The sequence below is a fragment of the Methylovorus glucosotrophus genome, from assembly GCF_009858335.1.
Classification (GTDB): Bacteria; Pseudomonadota; Gammaproteobacteria; order Burkholderiales; family Methylophilaceae; genus Methylovorus; species Methylovorus glucosotrophus.
Genome location: NZ_VMSE01000001.1, coordinates 443,284 through 462,515, shown reverse-complemented (window position 1 = coordinate 462,515; position 19,232 = coordinate 443,284). Strand labels below are relative to the sequence as shown.

At 54.0% G+C, this 19,232-nt stretch carries 18 protein-coding genes; 5 read left to right on the top strand and 13 right to left on the bottom strand.

Annotation, left to right across the window (positions count from 1 at the left end):
• The first annotated feature begins 19 nt into the window (after positions 1-19).
• From FNL37_RS02080 to ntrC, 3 genes are all read left to right on the top strand, one after another.
• A complete protein-coding gene (locus FNL37_RS02080) occupies positions 20-511 on the top strand; it encodes a DUF4124 domain-containing protein (RefSeq protein ID WP_159354967.1) in 492 nt (163 codons plus the stop codon).
• A gap of 123 nt (positions 512-634) precedes the next feature.
• Entirely contained in the window at positions 635-1,717 is a 1,083-nt protein-coding gene (glnL, locus tag FNL37_RS02075; RefSeq protein WP_013443204.1) for a nitrogen regulation protein NR(II), read from the top strand.
• Positions 1,718-1,761: 44 nt separating this feature from the next.
• Positions 1,762-3,150, top strand: a complete 1,389-nt coding sequence (gene ntrC, locus FNL37_RS02070) for a nitrogen regulation protein NR(I) (RefSeq protein WP_013443205.1) — start codon at positions 1,762-1,764, stop codon at positions 3,148-3,150.
• Between the two features lie 41 nt (positions 3,151-3,191).
• Here ntrC and FNL37_RS02065 read toward each other — a convergent pair whose 3' ends face one another.
• The 11 genes from FNL37_RS02065 to FNL37_RS02015 form a co-directional block, all read right to left on the bottom strand.
• Positions 3,192-4,349 carry a tetratricopeptide repeat protein gene (locus FNL37_RS02065; protein ID WP_159354966.1) on the bottom strand — a complete coding sequence of 386 codons (1,158 nt, stop codon included), beginning with the start codon at positions 4,347-4,349 and terminating at the stop codon, positions 3,192-3,194.
• 97 nt (positions 4,350-4,446) lie between these two features.
• The gene (locus tag FNL37_RS02060; RefSeq protein WP_159354965.1) at positions 4,447-4,698 is read right to left on the bottom strand and encodes a hypothetical protein; all 252 of its coding nucleotides are present in this window, start codon (positions 4,696-4,698) and stop codon (positions 4,447-4,449) included.
• A gap of 68 nt (positions 4,699-4,766) precedes the next feature.
• Positions 4,767-5,936, bottom strand: a complete 1,170-nt coding sequence (locus FNL37_RS02055) for a porin (RefSeq protein ID WP_159354964.1) — start codon at positions 5,934-5,936, stop codon at positions 4,767-4,769.
• Between the two features lie 364 nt (positions 5,937-6,300).
• Entirely contained in the window at positions 6,301-7,428 is a 1,128-nt protein-coding gene (locus FNL37_RS02050) for a deoxyguanosinetriphosphate triphosphohydrolase (protein WP_159354963.1), read from the bottom strand.
• Positions 7,425-8,504, bottom strand: coding sequence for a 3-dehydroquinate synthase (aroB, locus tag FNL37_RS02045; RefSeq protein ID WP_159354962.1), 1,080 nt, complete (start codon positions 8,502-8,504; stop codon positions 7,425-7,427). The genes FNL37_RS02050 and aroB overlap by 4 nt, the downstream gene beginning before the upstream one ends.
• 5 nt (positions 8,505-8,509) lie before the next feature.
• The gene (locus tag FNL37_RS02040; protein WP_013443212.1) at positions 8,510-9,016 is read right to left on the bottom strand and encodes a shikimate kinase; all 507 of its coding nucleotides are present in this window, start codon (positions 9,014-9,016) and stop codon (positions 8,510-8,512) included.
• Between the two features lie 65 nt (positions 9,017-9,081).
• On the bottom strand, positions 9,082-11,226 hold the full coding sequence (locus FNL37_RS02035) for a type IV pilus secretin PilQ (protein ID WP_159354961.1): 2,145 nt from the start codon (positions 11,224-11,226) through the stop codon (positions 9,082-9,084).
• 9 nt (positions 11,227-11,235) lie between these two features.
• Positions 11,236-11,769, bottom strand: a complete 534-nt coding sequence (locus FNL37_RS02030) for a pilus assembly protein PilP (RefSeq protein WP_159354960.1) — start codon at positions 11,767-11,769, stop codon at positions 11,236-11,238.
• 14 nt (positions 11,770-11,783) lie between these two features.
• Positions 11,784-12,416, bottom strand: coding sequence for a type IV pilus inner membrane component PilO (locus FNL37_RS02025; RefSeq protein WP_013443215.1), 633 nt, complete (start codon positions 12,414-12,416; stop codon positions 11,784-11,786).
• Positions 12,413-12,994: a PilN domain-containing protein gene (locus FNL37_RS02020; protein ID WP_159354959.1), complete on the bottom strand. Its 582-nt coding sequence runs from the start codon at positions 12,992-12,994 to the stop codon at positions 12,413-12,415. Before FNL37_RS02020 ends, FNL37_RS02025 begins: the two co-directional genes overlap by 4 nt.
• Positions 12,991-14,064, bottom strand: a complete 1,074-nt coding sequence (locus FNL37_RS02015) for a pilus assembly protein PilM (RefSeq protein ID WP_159354958.1) — start codon at positions 14,062-14,064, stop codon at positions 12,991-12,993. The genes FNL37_RS02020 and FNL37_RS02015 overlap by 4 nt, the downstream gene beginning before the upstream one ends.
• A 160-nt stretch (positions 14,065-14,224) precedes the next feature.
• Here FNL37_RS02015 and FNL37_RS02010 point away from each other — a divergent pair, with 160 nt between their 5' ends.
• Positions 14,225-16,588 (top strand): penicillin-binding protein 1A, encoded by a 2,364-nt coding sequence (locus FNL37_RS02010; RefSeq protein ID WP_159354957.1) that lies wholly within the window; start codon positions 14,225-14,227, stop codon positions 16,586-16,588.
• Positions 16,589-16,695: 107 nt separating this feature from the next.
• Entirely contained in the window at positions 16,696-17,355 is a 660-nt protein-coding gene (locus tag FNL37_RS02005; RefSeq protein ID WP_015830998.1) for a hypothetical protein, read from the top strand.
• Positions 17,356-17,387: 32 nt separating this feature from the next.
• On the opposite strand, the gene hemB is transcribed toward FNL37_RS02005, so the two are convergent.
• Both hemB and trpC read right to left on the bottom strand, forming a co-directional pair.
• A complete protein-coding gene (gene hemB / locus FNL37_RS02000) occupies positions 17,388-18,392 on the bottom strand; it encodes a porphobilinogen synthase (RefSeq protein WP_159354956.1) in 1,005 nt (334 codons plus the stop codon).
• A 13-nt stretch (positions 18,393-18,405) separates the two neighbouring features.
• Entirely contained in the window at positions 18,406-19,194 is a 789-nt protein-coding gene (gene trpC / locus FNL37_RS01995; RefSeq protein WP_159354955.1) for an indole-3-glycerol phosphate synthase TrpC, read from the bottom strand.
• Positions 19,195-19,232: the final 38 nt, after the last annotated feature.

Sequence of the window (19,232 nt, the reverse complement as noted above, 5' to 3'; positions counted from 1 at the left end):
TCTCATCTAAACTCAATGCATGAAATTTCTATTGCTGTGTTGCGGCTTGCTAGCTGGATTGACGGTGCAAGCGGCCGATATCTATAAATGCGTTGATGAGTCGGGCCAACCGACATTCACGGACGCCAAAACGCGGACCCTCTACAAGAATTGCCAGCTTTTCCTGAAAGGCGACAATGCCTTGCCCGTGCCCTCAGGCAAAAAAGAGCGGGCAAGAACGCCTACGCCTTCGGACTTTCCCAAGGTAGACAGGAGCACGCAAACCCGCCGGGATGATACCCGCCGGCAGATTTTGCAGGATGAACTCGCCACTGAGAAAAAAGCGCTGGAAGAAGCAAGGCAAGCTTATAACGAAGGCAGCGCGAACCCAGAGGTGTATCGCACTGCCGATGGCAAGACCTGGAGAAACGTCACAAAATTTGAAGAAAAAATGCGCCGGCTGAAAGCCGATGTCGACACGCACGAAAACAATGTAAAGCTGCTGCAAAAAGAGCTCAATGGCATGAAATAAGCTGAATTTTCATGGTGTTGCGTGTTAAAGATGCAGATTCAACATCCTTAAGGTCAATCTTATGCAACGCTTTTTCACCGCCTTGACGCCATGCTCTGGCCTGGCTTTTGCTTAACCACTGCCATGGTACATATTATTCCTCCCACATTCGCTGGTCTCGAACATCTCGCCACTGCCGTCATCCTGCTGGATGATTCCCGCAAGGTCATATATGCCAATCCGGGGGCTGAAATCCTGTTTGCATTAAGCGCCAAACAGATTACCGGGCTGGATATTTTTCAGGTATTTCCAGAATGCGAAATCCTGCATTCAGCGGTGGAAAATGCGATCAGCAATCGCAGTCCATTTCGCGAACATGAGTTTCTCATCACCACCATGCGCCAAAGTTCTGTCGCTGTCACTTGCACGGTGACCCCGGTGGATGTGAATCCGGCCTGCCTGGTACTTGAGTTCCAGCAGATGGATCAACAATTGCGCATTGCGCGCGAGGAACGCATGCTCATCCAGCAGCAAGCGAACGCTGAGCTGCTACGCAATCTTGCCCACGAGATCCGTAATCCGCTGGGCGGACTGCGCGGGGCGGCACAATTGCTGGAGCATGAACTGCCACAGGTCAATTTGCGCGAATACACCCAAGTCATCATCAAAGAAGCGGATCGCCTGCAGTCGCTGATGGATCGCTTGTTGGTGCCGCACCGGGTTCCCAAATACGAGCCAACCAACATCCATGAAGTGCTCGAGCGCGTGCGCAGCCTGTTGCTGGCGGAGTCACCCAAAGCCATTATGGTAAAGCGCGACTACGATACCAGCCTGCCCGAGCTGATTGGCGATCGTGAGAAACTGATACAAGCCGTACTTAATATCGCCCGCAACGCTGCACAGGCCATGCAGGGGACGGGGCAGATCACACTACGCACCCGCGCCGAACGGCAGGTAACGTTAGCCAAGAAACGCTACCGGGTGGCGATACGCCTGCAGATTATCGACAACGGCCCTGGGATTCCTCCTGATATCCGCGACCGCATTTTTTACCCACTGGTCTCCGGCCGCGAAGGTGGCTCCGGCCTCGGGCTGACGCTGGCACAGACATTCATCACCCAGCATCACGGCATGATTGAATGCGAGAGCGAACCAGGCAAAACCTGTTTCACCATTCTGCTACCCATCGAAACGACCGCCATGAAAGGCTTTATTGCCAAGCAGTAAACTCACGTAGAACACATGAACGATTTTAAACACACAGGCAAGCTATGAAACCTATCTGGATTATTGACGACGACAAATCGATACGCTGGGTCTTTGAAAAAGCGCTGGCGCGCACCGACATGGATTTCAAGACCTTTGCCTCCGTGCCCGAGGCACTCAATGCGCTTACCCGGGAAGAACCACAAGTGATTGTCAGCGACATTCGCATGCCCAACGGTTCTGGCCTCGACTTCCTTGATGAGGTGAAAAAACGCCTGCCTGAGATTCCTGTCATCATCATGACGGCATACTCCGATCTCGAAAGTGCCGTTGCGGCATTTCAGGGTGGCGCTTTTGAATATCTGGCCAAGCCTTTTGATGTAGATCAGGCGATTGAGATCATCCGGCGCGCCGTTGAAGAAAGCATGCGTCAGGCCACGGAAGCCGTTACACCAGAAGCGACACCCGAAATCATTGGCCAGGCCCCGGCCATGCAGGAGGTATTTCGCGCGATTGGCCGCTTGAGCCGTTCGCATGCCACCGTACTCATTAATGGCGAATCAGGCACCGGCAAAGAGCTGGTTGCCAGCGCACTGCATCGGCATAGTCCACGCGCAGATAAACCGTTTATCGCGATCAACACGGCAGCCATCCCCAAGGATCTGCTGGAGTCCGAGCTGTTCGGCCATGAACGCGGCGCTTTCACCGGCGCGCAGGCAGCACGACGCGGCCGCTTTGAACAAGCCGATGGCGGCACCCTGTTTCTGGATGAAATTGGCGACATGCCTTCTGATCTGCAAACGCGCTTGCTGCGCGTGTTGTGCGATGGCCAGTTTTATCGCGTCGGCGGGCATCAACCCGTCAAGGTCAATGTGCGCATCATTGCCGCCACGCACCAGGATCTGGAGGAGCGCGTGAAGCTAGGCCTGTTCCGTGAAGACTTGTTCCACCGGCTGAATGTGATACGCCTACGTCTGCCGCCTTTGCGCGAGCGTCGTGAGGATGTGCCTCTGCTGGTCAAGCACTTCCTGCAACAAAGCGCGCAAGAGCTCGGCGTAGAAGCCAAACAACCGTCTGCAAGTGCGCTACGTTACCTTGCCACCATGAGCTGGAGTGGCAATGTGCGGCAGCTTGAGAATGTGTGTCATTGGCTAACCGTGATGGCACCGGGCCAAAATATCGATGTCGCCGATTTGCCTCCAGAACTGAAGGAAGACAGCAGCAAGCCAACCACCGCCACCTCCTGGCAAGAAGCGCTGGCAGCGGAAGTAATGGATGCGCTCAATCGCGGGGAGCAGGAGATTCTGGAAACACGCACCAAGGAATTCGAGAAAATCCTGATCAGCCGTGCGCTGAGCCATACCGGAGGCCGTCGCATCGAAGCAGCGACACAACTCGGCATGGGCCGCAACACCCTGACCCGCAAGATTCAGGAGTTAGGAATAGAGGAATAACAAAACGAAACGATAAGGATACGGGGACACCGGGCCAGTGATCAGTGCTGGCCCACCTCGGTAATCTTCACCACCACCTGCTTGGTAAAGAAACTCACCGCCAGATATTCGTAGCGCCAACCATAAGCAACGACCGCCTCCTGGAAAGCCTTGTACTCATCCTCGCGCCAATGCTCGTTACCGATGTATTCATCGAACACGATCACCGTACCCGGGACAATACGCTCTGCCAGCGTATCCAGCACAGTCTTGGTTGAGCTGTAGATATCGCAGTCGATGTTGATGAGGCGAACAGGGCCTTCGTGTTTTGCCACGAATACAGGCAAGGTTTCATCAAACCACCCTGCATGCAGTTTAACCATAGGCGGCACTTTGGGTATCACGCCCTTGGTCGAGTAACTTCCACGCGATTCGGCATGCCAATCCTCAGGCAAGCCCTGAAAGCTGTCAAAACCATGCGCTTCTTGCCCGGCCAGCTGTACAAGTTGCCGAATACTATTGCCATGTCGCACCCCAAACTCCATTACCAGGCCCTTGATATTGGCTTGAGCAACGGCACGTTTGAACGTCGCAAGGTTACTCCCCGTAATCAGCGGCTTCTCTGGCAACGCACGGAAATAATGCCAGGCATCCAGACGCGCTTTCATCAGCTGGCTCGTAACATCCAGCATCTGTTCCACCTGCAGGCTTTGATCCGGCTTGCCTGCATACTCCAGCAGAATCGCCAGCATCAAGCGCGCCTCCTGGTCATGTGGATTCAAGGCCAACACCTTGTTCAACGCCTCACAAGCCGAAAGGTAATCGCCGGGCCGGATCAACAAAGCATGCAGGTTATACCAGGCGTCCAGATAACGGGCATCCAGTGTAATCGCCTGCTTATAGCACTGCTCAGCCTCTTTGAGCTTACCCTGCTCGTGCCAGGCCAAGCCTAAATTGCTATGGAATTGCGGATTTTTGCTATTGATCTTGATGGCTTTTTGAAAATGCTGTGTCGCCTTTTCCATATTGCCATCCTGCAGCTCTATCACTCCAAGCAAATGAATAGCATCTGCCTGCCGGGGCTTCACGGAAAGTATCTGCTGGCACAAAATTGATGCATCTTTTGCATTACCTGACGCTTGCCACTGATGCGCAGTGCGCAATGCCTGTTGCAAATTTGAGGAGGTTATCGTGAAAGCCTGTTGTTGATGAAATACCATACCTGCTTAAATCCACTCAAGTGATGTCCGCCATGACGACACGCTTGTCCGTCGCCATGGCGCGATTACTACCGACAGCAAAATATGAAGACTGATCTCAGCGTACGCACTGGAACGTCAATTCACGACGGCCGCCTACGGCACTTTCATTCTTCTTGATCGTTGCATATTCGCCAGCACAAGCCTTGCGGGCTTTCACGTGACAGGAATTCCAGTCCTCGACCGCCCCACTGCATGAAGTGTAATACTCGCCATTCCCCTGGGCCACCACAGGCTGTTGTTCGCCATGCATCAACTGCGCACAGCCAGATAAACCTAATGCAAACAAACCAATAAACACTAATTTCATTTTATCTTCCTAAATAAAAACGGCACCCGAAGGTGCCGTTTAAGCTTCAATTCAACTAAGAATAAATCTTAGAAGAACAGGATCGCGCCCAGAGACACGGTCTTAGCCTTGCCGTCTTGACCAGCGCTGTAACCGATGTTTTCAAGCTTGTTGTCGGTGTATTCAGCAACCAGGTTCAGGCTCTTGGTCAGAGGGTGGTAAGCACCAACGATCCAAGACTTGTTCTCGAACTCAACGTTAGAAGCGGCAGCTTCAGACTTGCTTACACCGTAAGACAGACCCAGCTTGGTGCCAACGCCTGGCAGAGCGTAAGTAGCTTGTACATAGCCACCCTTGTCGTCAGACTTTTGACCAGCCAAGAACAGCAGACCGTTAGCAGCAGTGCTCAGGCTAGCAGCGGTAGAACCGGACAAGCCCTTGCCATCGTAGTAGTAACCAACCAGGCCTACACCAGCCAGGTTAACCTTACCACCCAGATCCCAACCGCGGGAAGTGTAGCTGTCTACAGAACCGGTGTCAGTGCTGTGCTTTTGAGTGATAGCACCCAACCAAACCTTACCAGCGTAGTCGCCAGTCCACTCATAGCTAACTTTACCTTCGTAGCCCATGTCGTTACGGATGTCGGTGTTGCTGGAACCATTAGACCATGGCTCACGAGCGCCAACAGCAAAGCTGAAACCGTTCCAGTTTGGAGAGATGTAGGAAATTTGACCTACCCAGTCAGCGTACATGTAACCAGAACCAATACGGCCCAGAGTTGAGGAACCACCGCTACCAGCGCCAATACCAACGCCCAGCAGAGTCATGTCAGACAGGATAGCGTCAGAACCGAAAATGCCCAGGTCACGACCAGCCTTGATAGTACCCCAGCTCTTGTCACCGAAAGTCAAGTAAGCTTGACGAATGTTCAGGCTGTTGTTGCCACCGGATTGACCGTTACCGGAATCAACACCAGTAAAGAATGTGAACTGGAACGCGATGTCCAGATCGTTTTGACGAGTCTTACCACCGATACCCAGAGCGGAAGGCAGCAGACCGGTTTGCACGGTGTTAGCTACGTCTTCGGTACCTGCAGTCTTCAGGTCGCCAGAGAACTTGGTGTGAGTGTAGTAAGCGTTAACGTTACCACCGATGTCGATTGTCCAATCACCAGCAGGGATGGTGATCGCAGCGTTAGCAGCAGATGCGCCGAATGCCATTACAGCACCAGCTACTGCCAGGCCCAGTTTCTTGTTCATATAAATCTCCTAATGCGTTTTATATTAACTTTCGTACACTTTTTGCATGTGCATCGAAAGAGTTCGCGAACTCCCCTTGCGAGAAGGTAGATGCAGTATGCCAAAGTCTAAAGTTGCGCCGCAAGACAAATATACGATTTCGTTACAATTTATTAACAAATGTTGTTTTCATGCAACATGCTGTAGCTTTGTGTAAATTTGCACTGAAAATAAGGGCTGAGTGTTGGAAGAAATTAATAATGTCATCAGCGCCTTAGGAGATTCTTTTAAGAGATTAAAAGAGATGGCGCGCACCATCGAGATGACAATGCAGAATTCAGCAAAGAACCCCAACCCCACTGGCATGAGGCCCTCAACCCGCTATTTAAAGCTCGCGCTCTGAGATCGAAAACATGCGCTGGTATTCACGCATGGCATATCGATCGGTCATGCCTGCTATATAGTCAGCCACCGCGCGAGGCTTGTCTTGTTCAGCACGTTGTTGAAATTCGTCAGGCATGATGGTGCTGTCCAGCATGAACTCGCGAAACAGCTCGGTAATGATGCGATGCGCCTTATTGCTCATGCGATTAACGCGGTAATGGCGGTAAAGCTTGGTGCGCAGAAACTTTTTGAGCTCGGCCTGCTGTTTGGCCATGCCTGCACTGAAACTGATCAGCGCTGGCGTTTGACGTACTTCTTCAATGGAAGAAGGTGCATGTTCGGCAATATGACGGCTACTTTCACTGCACAAATCGACGATCTGGGTATTGATCATCCGACGTATGGTTTCATGGATCAGACGGCGATCCGCCAGATTGGGGTATTTATCTTTGACCTGTTGCAGGTGCTCGGCAAAAATGGCGACTTCAGCCAGCTGGTCTAGCGATATCAGGCCGGAGCGCAAGCCGTCATCCACATCGTGATTATTGTAGGCAATCTCATCGGCCAGATTCGCTACTTGCGCCTCGAGTGAGGGTTGCGTCTTGTTGATGAAGCGTTCGCCCACATCGCCCAGCTTTCTGGCGTTTTTCAGCGAGCAATGCTTGAGTATGCCTTCGCGCATTTCAAAGGTCAGGTTCAGGCCATCAAACTCGGCGTAGCGCTGCTCAAGGTGATCAACCACGCGCAGGGATTGCAGGTTATGTTCAAACCCACCGTAGTCGCGCATGCATTCATTCAAGGCATCCTGCCCGGCATGGCCAAATGGTGTATGCCCCAGATCGTGGGCCAGGGCGATCCCTTCGATCAGGTCTTCATGCAGATTTAAATTACGCGCAATGGCCCGACCAATCTGCGCCACTTCCAGGCTGTGCGTCAGGCGGGTACGAAACAAATCACCTTCGTGATTCACGAAGACCTGGGTTTTATATTCCAGCCGACGGAAGGCGCTGGAGTGAATGATGCGGTCGCGGTCGCGTTGAAACTGGTTGCGACCCTGCGGGTCTGGCTCGGCATGACGCCGCCCCAGGCTGCGCTCGGGATGGGCTGCGTAGTCCGCCAGGCGGCTCATGCTGCCAACGCCAGCGTTGCTTGCAAGGCGGCTTTATCGTAATCGCTGGTGACCAGGGATTTGCCTATGCCTTGTTGCAGGACAAAACGAATCTTGCCGTCTACTACCTTTTTATCCAGCCCCATGAGGTCCAAATAACGCTCCACACCCAGAGCCGGCGCTTCCACCGGCAATCCAGCCGCTACAAAAATAGCACGCATGCGGGCAATATCCGCATCGGACAACCAGCCCATGCGCCGCGACAAATCAGCCGCCAGCATGGTGCCAGCCGCCACTGCCTCACCATGCAGCCATACGCCATAACCCATGGCATTCTCCACGGCATGCCCGAAGGTATGGCCAAGATTCAGCAGGGCACGCTCACCAGACTCGCGCTCATCTTTGGCAACCACTTCGGCCTTGTTTTCGCATGAGCGATAGATCGCGTAACGCAAGGCATCTTCATCCAAGGCCACCAGCTCGCCCATGTGAACCTCTAGCCATTCAAAAAATGGCAAGTCGCGAATCAGGCCGTATTTGATAACCTCGGCAAGGCCCGCAGATAACTCACGCGCTGGCAGGGTATGCAAGGTAGCAATATCCGCCAGCACCAGCTGCGGCTGATAAAACGCGCCTATCATGTTTTTGCCCAGGGGATGGTTGATCCCGGTTTTGCCACCTACAGAGGAATCCACCTGCGATAACAAGGTGGTGGGAATCTGAATGAAAGGCACACCACGCAGATAGGTGGCCGCAGCATAGCCCGTCAGGTCGCCAATCACTCCGCCGCCCAGCGCGATCAGCGTAGTGCTGCGCTCGCAACGGTGCTGCAGCAAGGCATCGTAGATCAGGTTCAGGGTATCGCTGTTTTTGTACTGCTCACCATCGGGCAGGATGATGGGGATAACAGCAACACCCGCGGCCTGCAATGTTTGCGACAGCTGTTCCAGATACAGCGGCGCGACCGTGGTATTGGTCACAATAGCCACCTGCTTGCGCTTGAGATGCGGCAGGATCAAATCCGCCCGCGCCAGCAAATGACTGCCTATGTGGATAGGATAGGCGCGCTCGCCCAACTCAACCTGTAATGTCTGCATATTCCTTAACCAATCAATGATTCAATCTGGTGAACAATGGTGTTAACCGACTGGCCGCCTGTATCCACCACATGATGCGCCACTTCGCGATACAAAGGGTCGCGCTGCTCGAATAATTGCTCCAGTCGCTTGCGCGGGTCTGCCGTTTGCAGCAATGGGCGATTTTTATCGTTGCGCGTCCGGATCCACAGCTCGTTCACATGCGCTCTCAGGTAAATGACGGTGCCATGCTGCTTAAGGTTCTTGCGATTTTCATCCAGCAGTACAGCGCCGCCGCCGGTGGCAACCACCACATCGGGCATGCGCACCAGCTCATCTATCATGGCGCTTTCACGGCGACGAAATCCCGCCTCGCCTTCCACTTCAAAAATGTAGGGAATGCTGACGCCAGTGCGGCGCTCAATCTCGTGGTCGCTATCGTAGAACGCTTTATGCAGATGCTTGGCCAGCACACGGCCCACGGTGGTTTTGCCTGCACCCATCAGCCCGACAAAAAAGATGTTCCCCGCCATAAAAAATGCCTGTTATTTTCATAACAGGCATTTTAAGGGATTACGTTCGGACTGTCAGATATTGTCTAGCGGATAGACAGATTGTCATCCATGATCTTGGGCGTGATGAAAATCAGCAGTTCGGTTTTGTCATTCTGCTTCACTCGGCGCTTGAACGCGTTACCCAGGAAAGGAATATCGCCAAAGAAGGGCACCTTGTCCACGTCATTACGCTCGGTCTGCTCGTAAATGCCACCCAGGACGGCGGTTTCACCGTTGGATACCAGGACCTGGGTATCTACACTCTGCGTTTCAATCGATGGCACACCGGAGAAAATCTGGCCGACACGGTCTTTCTTGATGGTGAGATCCATGATGATCTTGTCATCCGGCGTGACTTGCGGGGTCACTTCCAGACTCAGCGTCGCATCCACAAACTGCACGCTGGTTGCACCACTGCTGCTGGCACGCAAATACGGAATCTTGGTACCTTGCTGGATCTGGGCTTTTTTCTGGTTGGCCGTGGTCACACGCGGACTGGACACCACCTTGCCACGCTTGTCTGTTTCCAGTGCAGACAACTCAAGGTTGAGCAGCAAACCGGCTGGCAGGCGCAGCAGGGTAAACGCCAGATTACCGTAGGCATTGGAAACCGGCAGGTTCGACATCAAATCGGGCTCGCCATCAGAACTGGTCGCCGTGCTGCCTGTGGTCGCGGTCTGGATGGTTCCGTTATGTGTACCTTGAGTGATGGTGCCATCGCTGGACACTTCAGTAATACGGTTACCCAGGGTGCCGCCAATCACGTTTCTGCCATCGGCACTTTGCTGGGTCATGCCAAAACGTGCCCCCAGGCTCTTGCCAAACTTTTCATCCGCAATCACCAGGCGCGATTCGATCATCACCTGCTTCACAGGAATATCGGTCTTGTTGATGATCTGCTGGATTTCTTCCAGATGCTTGGCGGTATCCTGCACAAACACGGTATTGGTTCTGGGGTCCAGCACGGCACTGCCTCGCTTGGACAATATCTTCTGCTTTTCATCGGTGAGGATATTCTTCAGCGATTCGGCCTTCATGTACTTCAAGGTGAAGACTTCCGTACGCACAGGCTCCAGATCCTCAATCTGCTGGCTGGCTTCCAGACTCAGCTTCTCCTTGGCGGCGACTTCTTCCATCGGCGCCACCATGATCACATTGCCGGATTTACGCTGGGTAAGGCCCTTGCTGGACATGATGATATCCAGCGCCTGATCCCAAGGCACATCTTTCAAGCGCAAAGTCAGATTGCCAGATACCGTATCGCTGGTGATGATGTTCAAGCCGGTGAAGTCGGCAATCACCTGCAGCACAGAGCGCACGTCAATATTCTGGAAGTTCAGGGAAAGCTTTTCACCGGCATAGCCAGGCTTGCTGCCTTGTACCAGCTTGTTGGGATCTTCCACCACCGGACGTACATCAATAATGAATTTCCTGTCAGCCTGATAGGCAGACTGCTCCCAGTTGCCTTTGGGCTCAATCACCAGGCGGGTATTCTTGCCCTGCTGCATGGCATCGACATACAGCACAGGCGTATTGAAGTTGATGACGTTAAGCCGACGTTGCAAGGAAGCGGCAATATCGGTATTCACAAAATCCACCACGATGGTTTTGCCTTGCTGGCGGATATCAATCCCGGCGGCAGGATCAGACAAATCCACCATCACGCGGCCTTCGCCATTCTTGCCGCGCATGAAATCCACATTGGTCACACTATGCGATTTGTCGCCCGCCTTGGGCTCGGCAAAGCGGGTCACCGTGGTCTGGTTGGCAGCAACTTCGGTGGTTTGCAACAGAATAATCGTGGCATTGCCATCGGTACTGGTGCTATAGCCCACAGACTTGCTGAGATTCAGCACCATCCGGGTTCTGTCTTTTGCCTGTGCCAGGCTCACACTTTTCAGCACACCCTGCTCGGCAGGCAAGCTGTTGCGCTGCAGGCCATTGCCCACACCGGGGAAATCCAGCGCGATACGGGAGGGATTGGTCAGGGTAAAACCGGCAGGCACATTCGAAAGCGGCTGCGTAGTCTGAATACGTACGGCGACACGCCCACCGGGCATGGCTGAAAACTCGACCTTTTCAATTTTGTTGAGGAATGCGTTCTGCTCATCCGCAGCCGCTGCCGGTGAAACTAGCGTCAACATCACGAAGATGCCCGCCAGGCCGCTAAAAAATTTGCTGTATGTCATTTCACCACCCTATTCCTGCAATCCCATACTTGAAGTTCTTTCCGTCCAGTCGCCGCTGAGCTCGTCCTGTACGATTTCTTTTAATACCACTGCGTCATCATTTATATCGGTCACGATCCCGAAATTTTGACCCACGTAATTGCCTATTTTTACTTGCTGGATATTTTCATCTGGCGTTTTTATCAAGGCATACTTCAAATTGGCTTTGCTGAGCGAACCCACATACTTGAGGCTTTCCAGCGGATAACCCTCAAGCGGCTCACGTGCACGACTGAGATTGGGCTGCAAACCTCTTCCGGACTGGGCCTTGCGTGCCTTGAATGGATCATGCAAGGTGCCATCCGCGTTGTATTCAAACGGGCTGTAAGGCTTCACTTCGGGGATAGGTTCGATCTTGACTTTCATGTCCTTGGCCGCGTTCTGCATGAACTGGTCAAGGTCATCGCCCTGATCACCGCTGCAGGCACTGAGCACCAATGCCAGACACATGGCGCAAAACACGCGCAGCGATGCCAGGGTGGAGGTTGGGGAATTATTCATCATGATTGGCCGCATCCTTATTTCTTGATCGCTTTGTCAGCGGCTTTTTTGGCGGCCACTTCATTGGCATCCAGATAGCGGTAGGTCTTGGCGACGGCTTCCATGACCAGCTTCGAATCCTTGCTATCCTTGTTGGCGCTGCTGATCGCAATGTCGTTCAAAGTCACGATGCGGGAAAGGCGAGATACATCCGCCGCAAACAGGCCAAGATCGTGGTAATTGCCTATCACCTTGATGGAAATGGGCATCTCGGCATAAAAATCCGCCACCACTTCCTGACCGGGTTTGAACAGCTCAAACTCCAGGCCACGCTCCAGGCCCACCTGGTTGATATCGGTGAGCAAGCCATCCATCTGCGATTTATCCGGCAACTGCTTCAGCAGTGCGCCAAATGTTCGCTCGATTTCCACCATCTGCTTTTTGTACGCCTCCAGATTGATGGCCTGGCGCTTTTTGGTGACAAACACTTCGCGCAATTGCCCTTCTTTCGCTTTGGCCTGATCCAGTTCTTCCAGCGACGGGCTCCAGACAAACCAGTAGCCAGCCGCCACAATCAGCAGCAACATCACGCCCAGCAATACCGCTTTCACCGGCAAAGGCAGGTTGCCAGCGGTCTTCAGATCAATCTGGTTGAAATCCTGTAAATTCATGAGATTTTGCCCTTGGGCTCATCAGCGCTGTCAGGCTGCCGGATCTTGATATTGACGTTCATGATGAAGTCGTTCTGCTTCATGCCATTGACGGTAGCGGATTTGATTTCGACCAGGCTGGGCGACTCCATGGCAGGCGAGCTGGAAAGGTTACGCACCAGGGCAGCCACACGCGCATTGGTATCCGCGATGCCTTCAATGGTAATGACGCTGCCTTGCTGCTTGATCGACTTGAGGAACATGCCCTCTGGCAGCTCACGTGACAATTCATCCAGCACCATCACTGTCTGGCTACGGTTGGTTTGCAGGTTTTCCACCACCTGCTTGCGCTCAAGCACCGCACCGATCTCGTTCTTCAGCTCCTTGATTTCGGCAATCTGCTGGTCAAGCTGCGTGTTCGCCTGCTCAAGCCGGGTATTGCGATTAACCTGGGAGTCAATATTGGCACCGATAAAGGTCTGCACCATAAACACAATGACGACGCCCAGAATCAACGTACCCACCAGCATGAGGTTGAATTCACGCTGACGCTCGGCGCGTTTGATCTGCCGGTGTGGCAGCAGGTTGATTCTGATCATGCATGCACCCCGCGCATCGCCAGCCCACAAGCAATCAGCATGGATGGCGCATCGGCCATTAATTGCTGCAGCTTGATCTTGGGGTTGATCGTCATGCCCGCAAACGGGTTGGCGATCATCGCATTTACCTGGGTGCGCTCCTGCACCAGGGCATCAATGCCGGGAATCGCCGCACACCCGCCCGCCAGAACGATATGGTCGACGCGGTTGTACTGGGTTGAACTCGTGAAGAATTGCAGGGCGCGCGCCACTTCAAGCGCCAGGGTCTGCATGAAGGGCTGCATGACTTCGGCCTCGTAGCTTTCTGGCAGGCCACCCTTGCGTTTGGAGATTTCGGCCTCTTCTGGCGTCAGGCCAAAGCGACGCTGGATTTCCTGGGTAAGCTGGCCGCCACCGAACGTCTGTTCGCGGATGTAAACCGATTGATTGTTGTGCAGCACATTGATGTGGGTCATCACCGCGCCAATATCCACAATCATCACAGTCTGCTCACGCCCCTGATTGGGCAATTGATTGGCGATCAGCGTATAGGCTGCCTCGGTAGCGTAGGTTTCCACATCCACCACCAGCGCCTTGAGTCCAGCGCCTTCCACCGCGGCAACGCGATCTTCGATTTTTTCCTTGCGGGAAGCGGCAATCAGGACTTCAACTTCTTCGGCACTGCTGGGAGCGGGGCCCAGCACTTGAAAATCGATATTGACTTCATCCAGCGAGAACGGGATGTATTGATTGGCTTCGCCCTCGACTTGCAGCTCCATCTCTTCTTCGCGCAAGCCGCCAGGCATGATGACTTTTTTACTGATGACAGCCGCAGCTGGCAATGCCAGTGCTGTGCGTTTTTCGCGGGAACCGAGCAGCTTCCAGGCGCGCTTGACGGCATCTGCCACCTGCTCAAGACCGGCAATGTTGCCATCGACGACAGCATCTTTGGCCAGCGAGGCGATAGCGTACCCCTCCAGGTGGTAACCACCCTTGCTTCCCGTCGACAGCTCGACCATTTTGACGGAGCTAGCGCTTATGTCCACCCCCACCAACGGCTGCGTCTTTTCTTTGAAAAAGTCGAATTTCAAAATGAAATTCCCTTTCTATATTGAGTAGTTACGCGCAACACTAATAATTTACATTAAATGCTAGCAACAAGTTTAAATAGTGTAAAGCGAATTATATTTTTCCATTTGGCCGATCAGACTCATATAATGTCCCCACATCGTTTACTGATTAAATCTCTCCATGCTTCCCAAAAAATGGTGGCAGTTTCTGATTCTGATTGCCCTGGTACTCGGATTGGTTTTCACTGCGCTCATCGGCCTCGCGGCCACCCTTATCTACCCGGAACTACCCTCGCTTGATGCACTGACGGACTACAAACCCAAGGTGCCATTACGGGTATATTCCGAGGACAATTACCTCATCGGTGAATTTGGTGAAGAGCGCCGCGCCTTCATCAAAATCGAGGATGTACCCGCTTCACTCAAACACGCCATTCTTGCCGCTGAAGATGAACGCTTTTACAAGCACGGCGGGGTAGACACCATGGGCATCCTGCGCGCCGCCATTGCCAACGTCACCTCCGGCAGCTTCAAGGAAGGCGCCAGCACCATTACCATGCAGGTCGCCCGCAACTTCTTTCTCTCCAGCGAAAAAACCGCTTCGCGCAAACTCAGTGAAGCCCTGCTGGCCATCAAGATTGAACACAACCTGACCAAGGATCAGATCCTTGAGCTTTATATCAACCAGATCTACCTGGGGCAGCGTTCGTATGGTTTTGCCGCAGCTTCACAAGTCTATTACGGCAAGCCTTTAAATAAATTGAGTGTGGCGGAAGCCGCCATGCTGGCCGGATTGCCAAAAGCACCTTCCCGCTACAACCCTTTTGCCAATCCAAAACGCGCCACAGCGCGCCAGCACTACGTTTTGCGGCGCATGCAGGAATTGCGCTACATCGATGAAATTACTTACAACAATGCTTTAAAAGAGCCGCAAAAATTCCGTCAGACCAAGCAAGTGCGCGACCTGTCTGCCGATTATGTGGCCGAAATCGCCCGGCAAATGATGTATCAGCGCTACAAGGATGACATCTACACCAGCGGCCTCAAGGTCTACACCACCATCCGCAAATCCAACCAGGAGGCCGCGAACAAGGCCGTGCTGCAAGGCATACTGGATTACGATAGCCGCCATGGCTATCGCGGCCCGGAAAAAGTGATTCATCCTCCGGCACACGGCACCGAAGAGGAAGCCAACTGGGTGGACAAGGCCCTGGATGAGATAGAAGTATCGAATGGCCTGATCCCCGCCATGGTCATCAACCTGAGCCCCAAACTGGTGACCGTGCATTCGCAGAGCGGCGAAGATATCCAGATCACCGGCAACGGCCTGTCACTGGTGCAAAAAACCTTGAATGAAAAAGACCCGACCAAGCGCAAGCTGCAACCGGGGGCCATTGTTCGCATCGTCAAGACCACGGATGGCTGGCAGATTACGCAACTGCCCCAAGTGCAGTCGGGCTTTATTGCGCTGGACCCTTCCAACGGGGCGGTACGTGCGCTGGTCGGCGGTTTTGACTTCAACCGCAACAAGTTCAATCACGTGACACAGGCCTGGCGCCAGCCGGGTTCCAGCTTCAAGCCATTCATCTATTCAGCCGCGCTGGAAAAAGGCTACACCCCAGCCAGCATGATTGAGGATGAACCGCTCACGCTCTCGGCGGCCGAAACCGGTAGTGGCTCGGCATGGGAACCCAAAAACTTCGACAACACCTACGAAGGCCCGATGCGCATGCGTACCGCGCTGACCAAGTCCAAGAACATGGTCTCCATCCGCATTTTGCAAAGCATAGGCGTGCGTTACGCGCAGGATTACATTACCCGCTTTGGCTTCTCGCCCAAGGATCACCCTCCCTATCTGGCCATGGCGCTAGGTTCCGGCTCAGTGACGCCCTGGCAGATGGCAGGTGCGTATGCCGTGTTTGCCAATGGCGGCTACCGCGTACGCCCTTACATCATCAGCAAGATTGTGGACCCACGCGGCAAGGTAATCGAAGAAACCAAGTTTGATGAAGTTGGCAAAAATGCCGTGCGGGTAATTGATGGCCGCAACGCCTTCCTCATGACCTCCATGATGCAGGACGTGGCACGCATCGGCACCGCCGCCAAGGCCCGCCAGATTGGCCGTTATGACCTTGCGGGCAAGACCGGCACCACCAATAGCCAGGTCGATGCCTGGTTTGCAGGCTTTAATCCGAAACAAGTCGCCATCACCTGGATCGGTTATGACCAGCCACGCTCGCTCGGCAGCAATGAAACCGGCGGTCGTGCCGCATTGCCGATCTGGATAGACTACATGACCAGCGCCTTGCGCAATATGCCGGATGAGCCGTACTCTGTGCCTCAGGGCATCACATCGGTGAAGATCAACCCCCACACCGGCATGCGGGTGAGCGATGATGAAAGCGGCATATATGAATACTTCTATCAGGAATTCATGCCACCAGAAGCGGAAGACAATACCTTCAGTCCGATTCCAGGCTTCCCGACCAGCAAACCGCCAGAATCCACGGCGACGGACCCCACCCGGGCTGATCAGTTGTTCTAGCGTGACGAAAGTCTGGGGTTAGGGAAGATTCGTTGTTCTGGCGAGCGGTTTACAGAGATTTTATAAAGCGTTAGCAATGCCCTCACGGGCGAGGTAGAGCAGGCATCATGGCAAAAGACAGTTCAGGCCGACAGCAGCATCTGAGACAGCTGATTGCACAGCAGGCGGCCCGCATGATGGCCGAAGAGGGCATCACCGACTTCAGCCATGCCAAGCGCAAGGCGGGCAAGCAGCTGGGGGCCACTGACATCAATTGCCTGCCGACCAATAGCGAGATCGAGGAAGAAATCCGGCTCTATCACGAGATCTACAACAGCGAAGATCAGCCGGAAAACCTGCGCCAGCTAAGGGCCGACGCCGTGATTGTGATGCGGCTGCTGGAGCGCTTCAATCCGCACTTGACCGGCCCGGTACTGGACGGCACCGCCGGCAAATTTGCGGAAACCCATATCCATCTCTTCGCCGACAGCCTCAAGGATGTCGAGATGTTCCTGCTGAATCAGCAGATCCCGTATGAAACCAACGAAAAATCCTACCGCGTCAGCGAAAGGCGCAGCAGTGACCGTAAAGGCGGGGACCGCAAGAAGGTCCCGGTATTTACACTGGAAGGGCCGCATGGCCTGATCCGGCTCAGCGTATTTGAAATAGACGACCTTCGCACCCCCACCCGCAGCCCGGCAAACGGACAAGCATCTACTCGTGTCAACCTGGATGGCCTGAAAGCGTTGATCGCTTTGTCCCGGTTAAATCCGGAACTTGAAATGTAGTTGTTGAATTGGCGCGTTTTTGAAGAAATGCGCTAGCCACGCAACCAGCGCGCTACATCCATCGCAAAGTAAGTCAGGATTCCGTCAGCACCTGCACGCTTGAAAGCCAGCATGGCTTCCATGACGCAGGCCTGCTCATCGAGCCAGCCATTTTGCGAGGCCGCTTTCAGCATGGCATATTCGCCGCTGACCTGATAGGCATAGGTCGGCACCCCAAATTCATCTTTGACACGACGCACAATATCCAAATATGGCATACCGGGTTTCACCATCACCATATCCGCCCCTTGCTCTAGATCTAGCGCAACTTCAACCAATGCTTCATTTGAATTGGCAGGGTCCATCTGATAACTGTACTTGTTGCCCCGTCCCAGATTTGACGACGAGCCAACCGCATCCCGAAACGGCCCATAAAACGCTGATGCATACTTAGCCGAGTAGGCCAGGATGCGGGTATGTATATGCCCGTGTTGCTCCAAGGCCTCGCGAATGGCGCCTATGCGGCCGTCCATCATGTCCGATGGTGCCACTACGTCAGCACCTGCCTCAGCATGGCATAGCGCCTGGCGGATCAGCACTTCCACGGTTTCATCGTTCAGCACATAGCCGCTGTCATCAATCAGGCCATCCTGACCATGCGTGGTGTAGGGGTCCAGCGCCACATCGGTAATGATGCCGAGCTCAGGGTGCGCCTCTTTGAGTGCACGCACGGCGCGCGGCACCAACCCTTGCGGGTTATAGGCTTCATTGGCATCCAGGCACTTGCCTGCCTGATCCACCACCGGGAACAAGGCCAGTGCAGGAATCCCCAGACGCACGCATTCAGCCGCTGTTTGCAGCAGATGATCTATGCTCTGCCGCACCACACCCGGCATGGAGGCTACTTCCTCCTGGCGCTGCTCACCATCCAGCACAAACACCGGATAAATCAGGTCATTGGTCGTGATGACGTTTTCGCGCATCAAGCGACGTGAAAAGGCATCACGGCGCATGCGGCGCGGACGGCTCATAAGGAATTGTTTGCTGGATGCGGACATGGGGTGATACTCCTCAGGCAAATACACGGGCGAGTTCGGCACCTGGCTCAGGCTGGCGCATGAACGCCTCGCCCACCAGGAAGGTATGCACCTCATGCTGGCGCATCAGGGCTACATCTTCCGGCGTGAAAATACCGGATTCGGTGACGACGATTTTGCCCGCCGGAATGCGCGGCAATAATCCCAGCGTGGTATCCAGTGTCACTTCAAACGTGCGCAGATTGCGGTTATTGATCCCGAGCAAAGGCGTCTCCAGCTGCAGCGCCAGATCAAGCTCTTCCCCGTTATGCACTTCCACCAGCACCGCCATGCCCAGATCATGGGCAATGGTTTCCAGCTGGCGCATACGAGGCAAGTCCAACGCTGCAGCGATCAGCAGTATGCAATCGGCACCCATGGCACGGGCTTCGTAAACCTGATAGGCCTCGATCATGAAATCCTTGCGCAACACAGGTAAGGCACATGCGGCCCGCGCCTGCTGCAAATATTCTGGCGAGCCCTGAAAGAAATCGCGATCGGTCAGCACGGAAAGACAGGCTGCACCGCCCTTTTCATAGCTTGCCGCAATCTGGGCTGGCTGGAAGTCTTCGCGAATCACCCCTTTGGAGGGGCTGGCCTTTTTGATTTCGGCAATCACCGCGGCCTGGCCTGCATTCATCTTCTGGCGAATAGCGCCCACAAAGTCACGCGGCGCTGGCATGGCCTGCGCGTCGCGCTGCACCATGACGAGCGGATAGGCGGCCATGGCGGCCTGCACTTCCGCCTGCTTCACGCGGAGGATTTTATTCAAGATATCGGACATGCTGGTTCCAATTGAAAAATACGCTAATGGATATACGC

Excerpts from the sequence above, each read along its gene's own strand:
- FNL37_RS02040 (WP_013443212.1), bottom strand. The coding sequence starts at position 9,016 with ATGGCGGGGAACATCTTTTTTGTCGGGCTGATGGGTGCAGGCAAAACC.
- FNL37_RS02050 (WP_159354963.1), bottom strand. The coding sequence starts at position 7,428 with ATGAGCCGCCTGGCGGACTACGCAGCCCATCCCGAGCGCAGCCTGGGG.
- FNL37_RS02065 (WP_159354966.1), bottom strand. The coding sequence starts at position 4,349 with ATGGTATTTCATCAACAACAGGCTTTCACGATAACCTCCTCAAATTTG.
- FNL37_RS02055 (WP_159354964.1), bottom strand. The coding sequence starts at position 5,936 with ATGAACAAGAAACTGGGCCTGGCAGTAGCTGGTGCTGTAATGGCATTC.
- aroB (WP_159354962.1), bottom strand. The coding sequence starts at position 8,504 with ATGCAGACATTACAGGTTGAGTTGGGCGAGCGCGCCTATCCTATCCAC.
- FNL37_RS02020 (WP_159354959.1), bottom strand. The coding sequence starts at position 12,994 with ATGATCAGAATCAACCTGCTGCCACACCGGCAGATCAAACGCGCCGAG.
- glnL (WP_013443204.1), top strand. The coding sequence starts at position 635 with ATGGTACATATTATTCCTCCCACATTCGCTGGTCTCGAACATCTCGCC.
- FNL37_RS02030 (WP_159354960.1), bottom strand. The coding sequence starts at position 11,769 with ATGATGAATAATTCCCCAACCTCCACCCTGGCATCGCTGCGCGTGTTT.
- trpC (WP_159354955.1), bottom strand. The coding sequence starts at position 19,194 with ATGTCCGATATCTTGAATAAAATCCTCCGCGTGAAGCAGGCGGAAGTG.
- FNL37_RS02010 (WP_159354957.1), top strand. The coding sequence starts at position 14,225 with ATGCTTCCCAAAAAATGGTGGCAGTTTCTGATTCTGATTGCCCTGGTA.
- ntrC (WP_013443205.1), top strand. The coding sequence starts at position 1,762 with ATGAAACCTATCTGGATTATTGACGACGACAAATCGATACGCTGGGTC.
- FNL37_RS02060 (WP_159354965.1), bottom strand. The coding sequence starts at position 4,698 with ATGAAATTAGTGTTTATTGGTTTGTTTGCATTAGGTTTATCTGGCTGT.
- FNL37_RS02080 (WP_159354967.1), top strand. The coding sequence starts at position 20 with ATGAAATTTCTATTGCTGTGTTGCGGCTTGCTAGCTGGATTGACGGTG.
- FNL37_RS02035 (WP_159354961.1), bottom strand. The coding sequence starts at position 11,226 with ATGACATACAGCAAATTTTTTAGCGGCCTGGCGGGCATCTTCGTGATG.
- FNL37_RS02005 (WP_015830998.1), top strand. The coding sequence starts at position 16,696 with ATGGCAAAAGACAGTTCAGGCCGACAGCAGCATCTGAGACAGCTGATT.
- hemB (WP_159354956.1), bottom strand. The coding sequence starts at position 18,392 with ATGTCCGCATCCAGCAAACAATTCCTTATGAGCCGTCCGCGCCGCATG.
- FNL37_RS02025 (WP_013443215.1), bottom strand. The coding sequence starts at position 12,416 with ATGAATTTACAGGATTTCAACCAGATTGATCTGAAGACCGCTGGCAAC.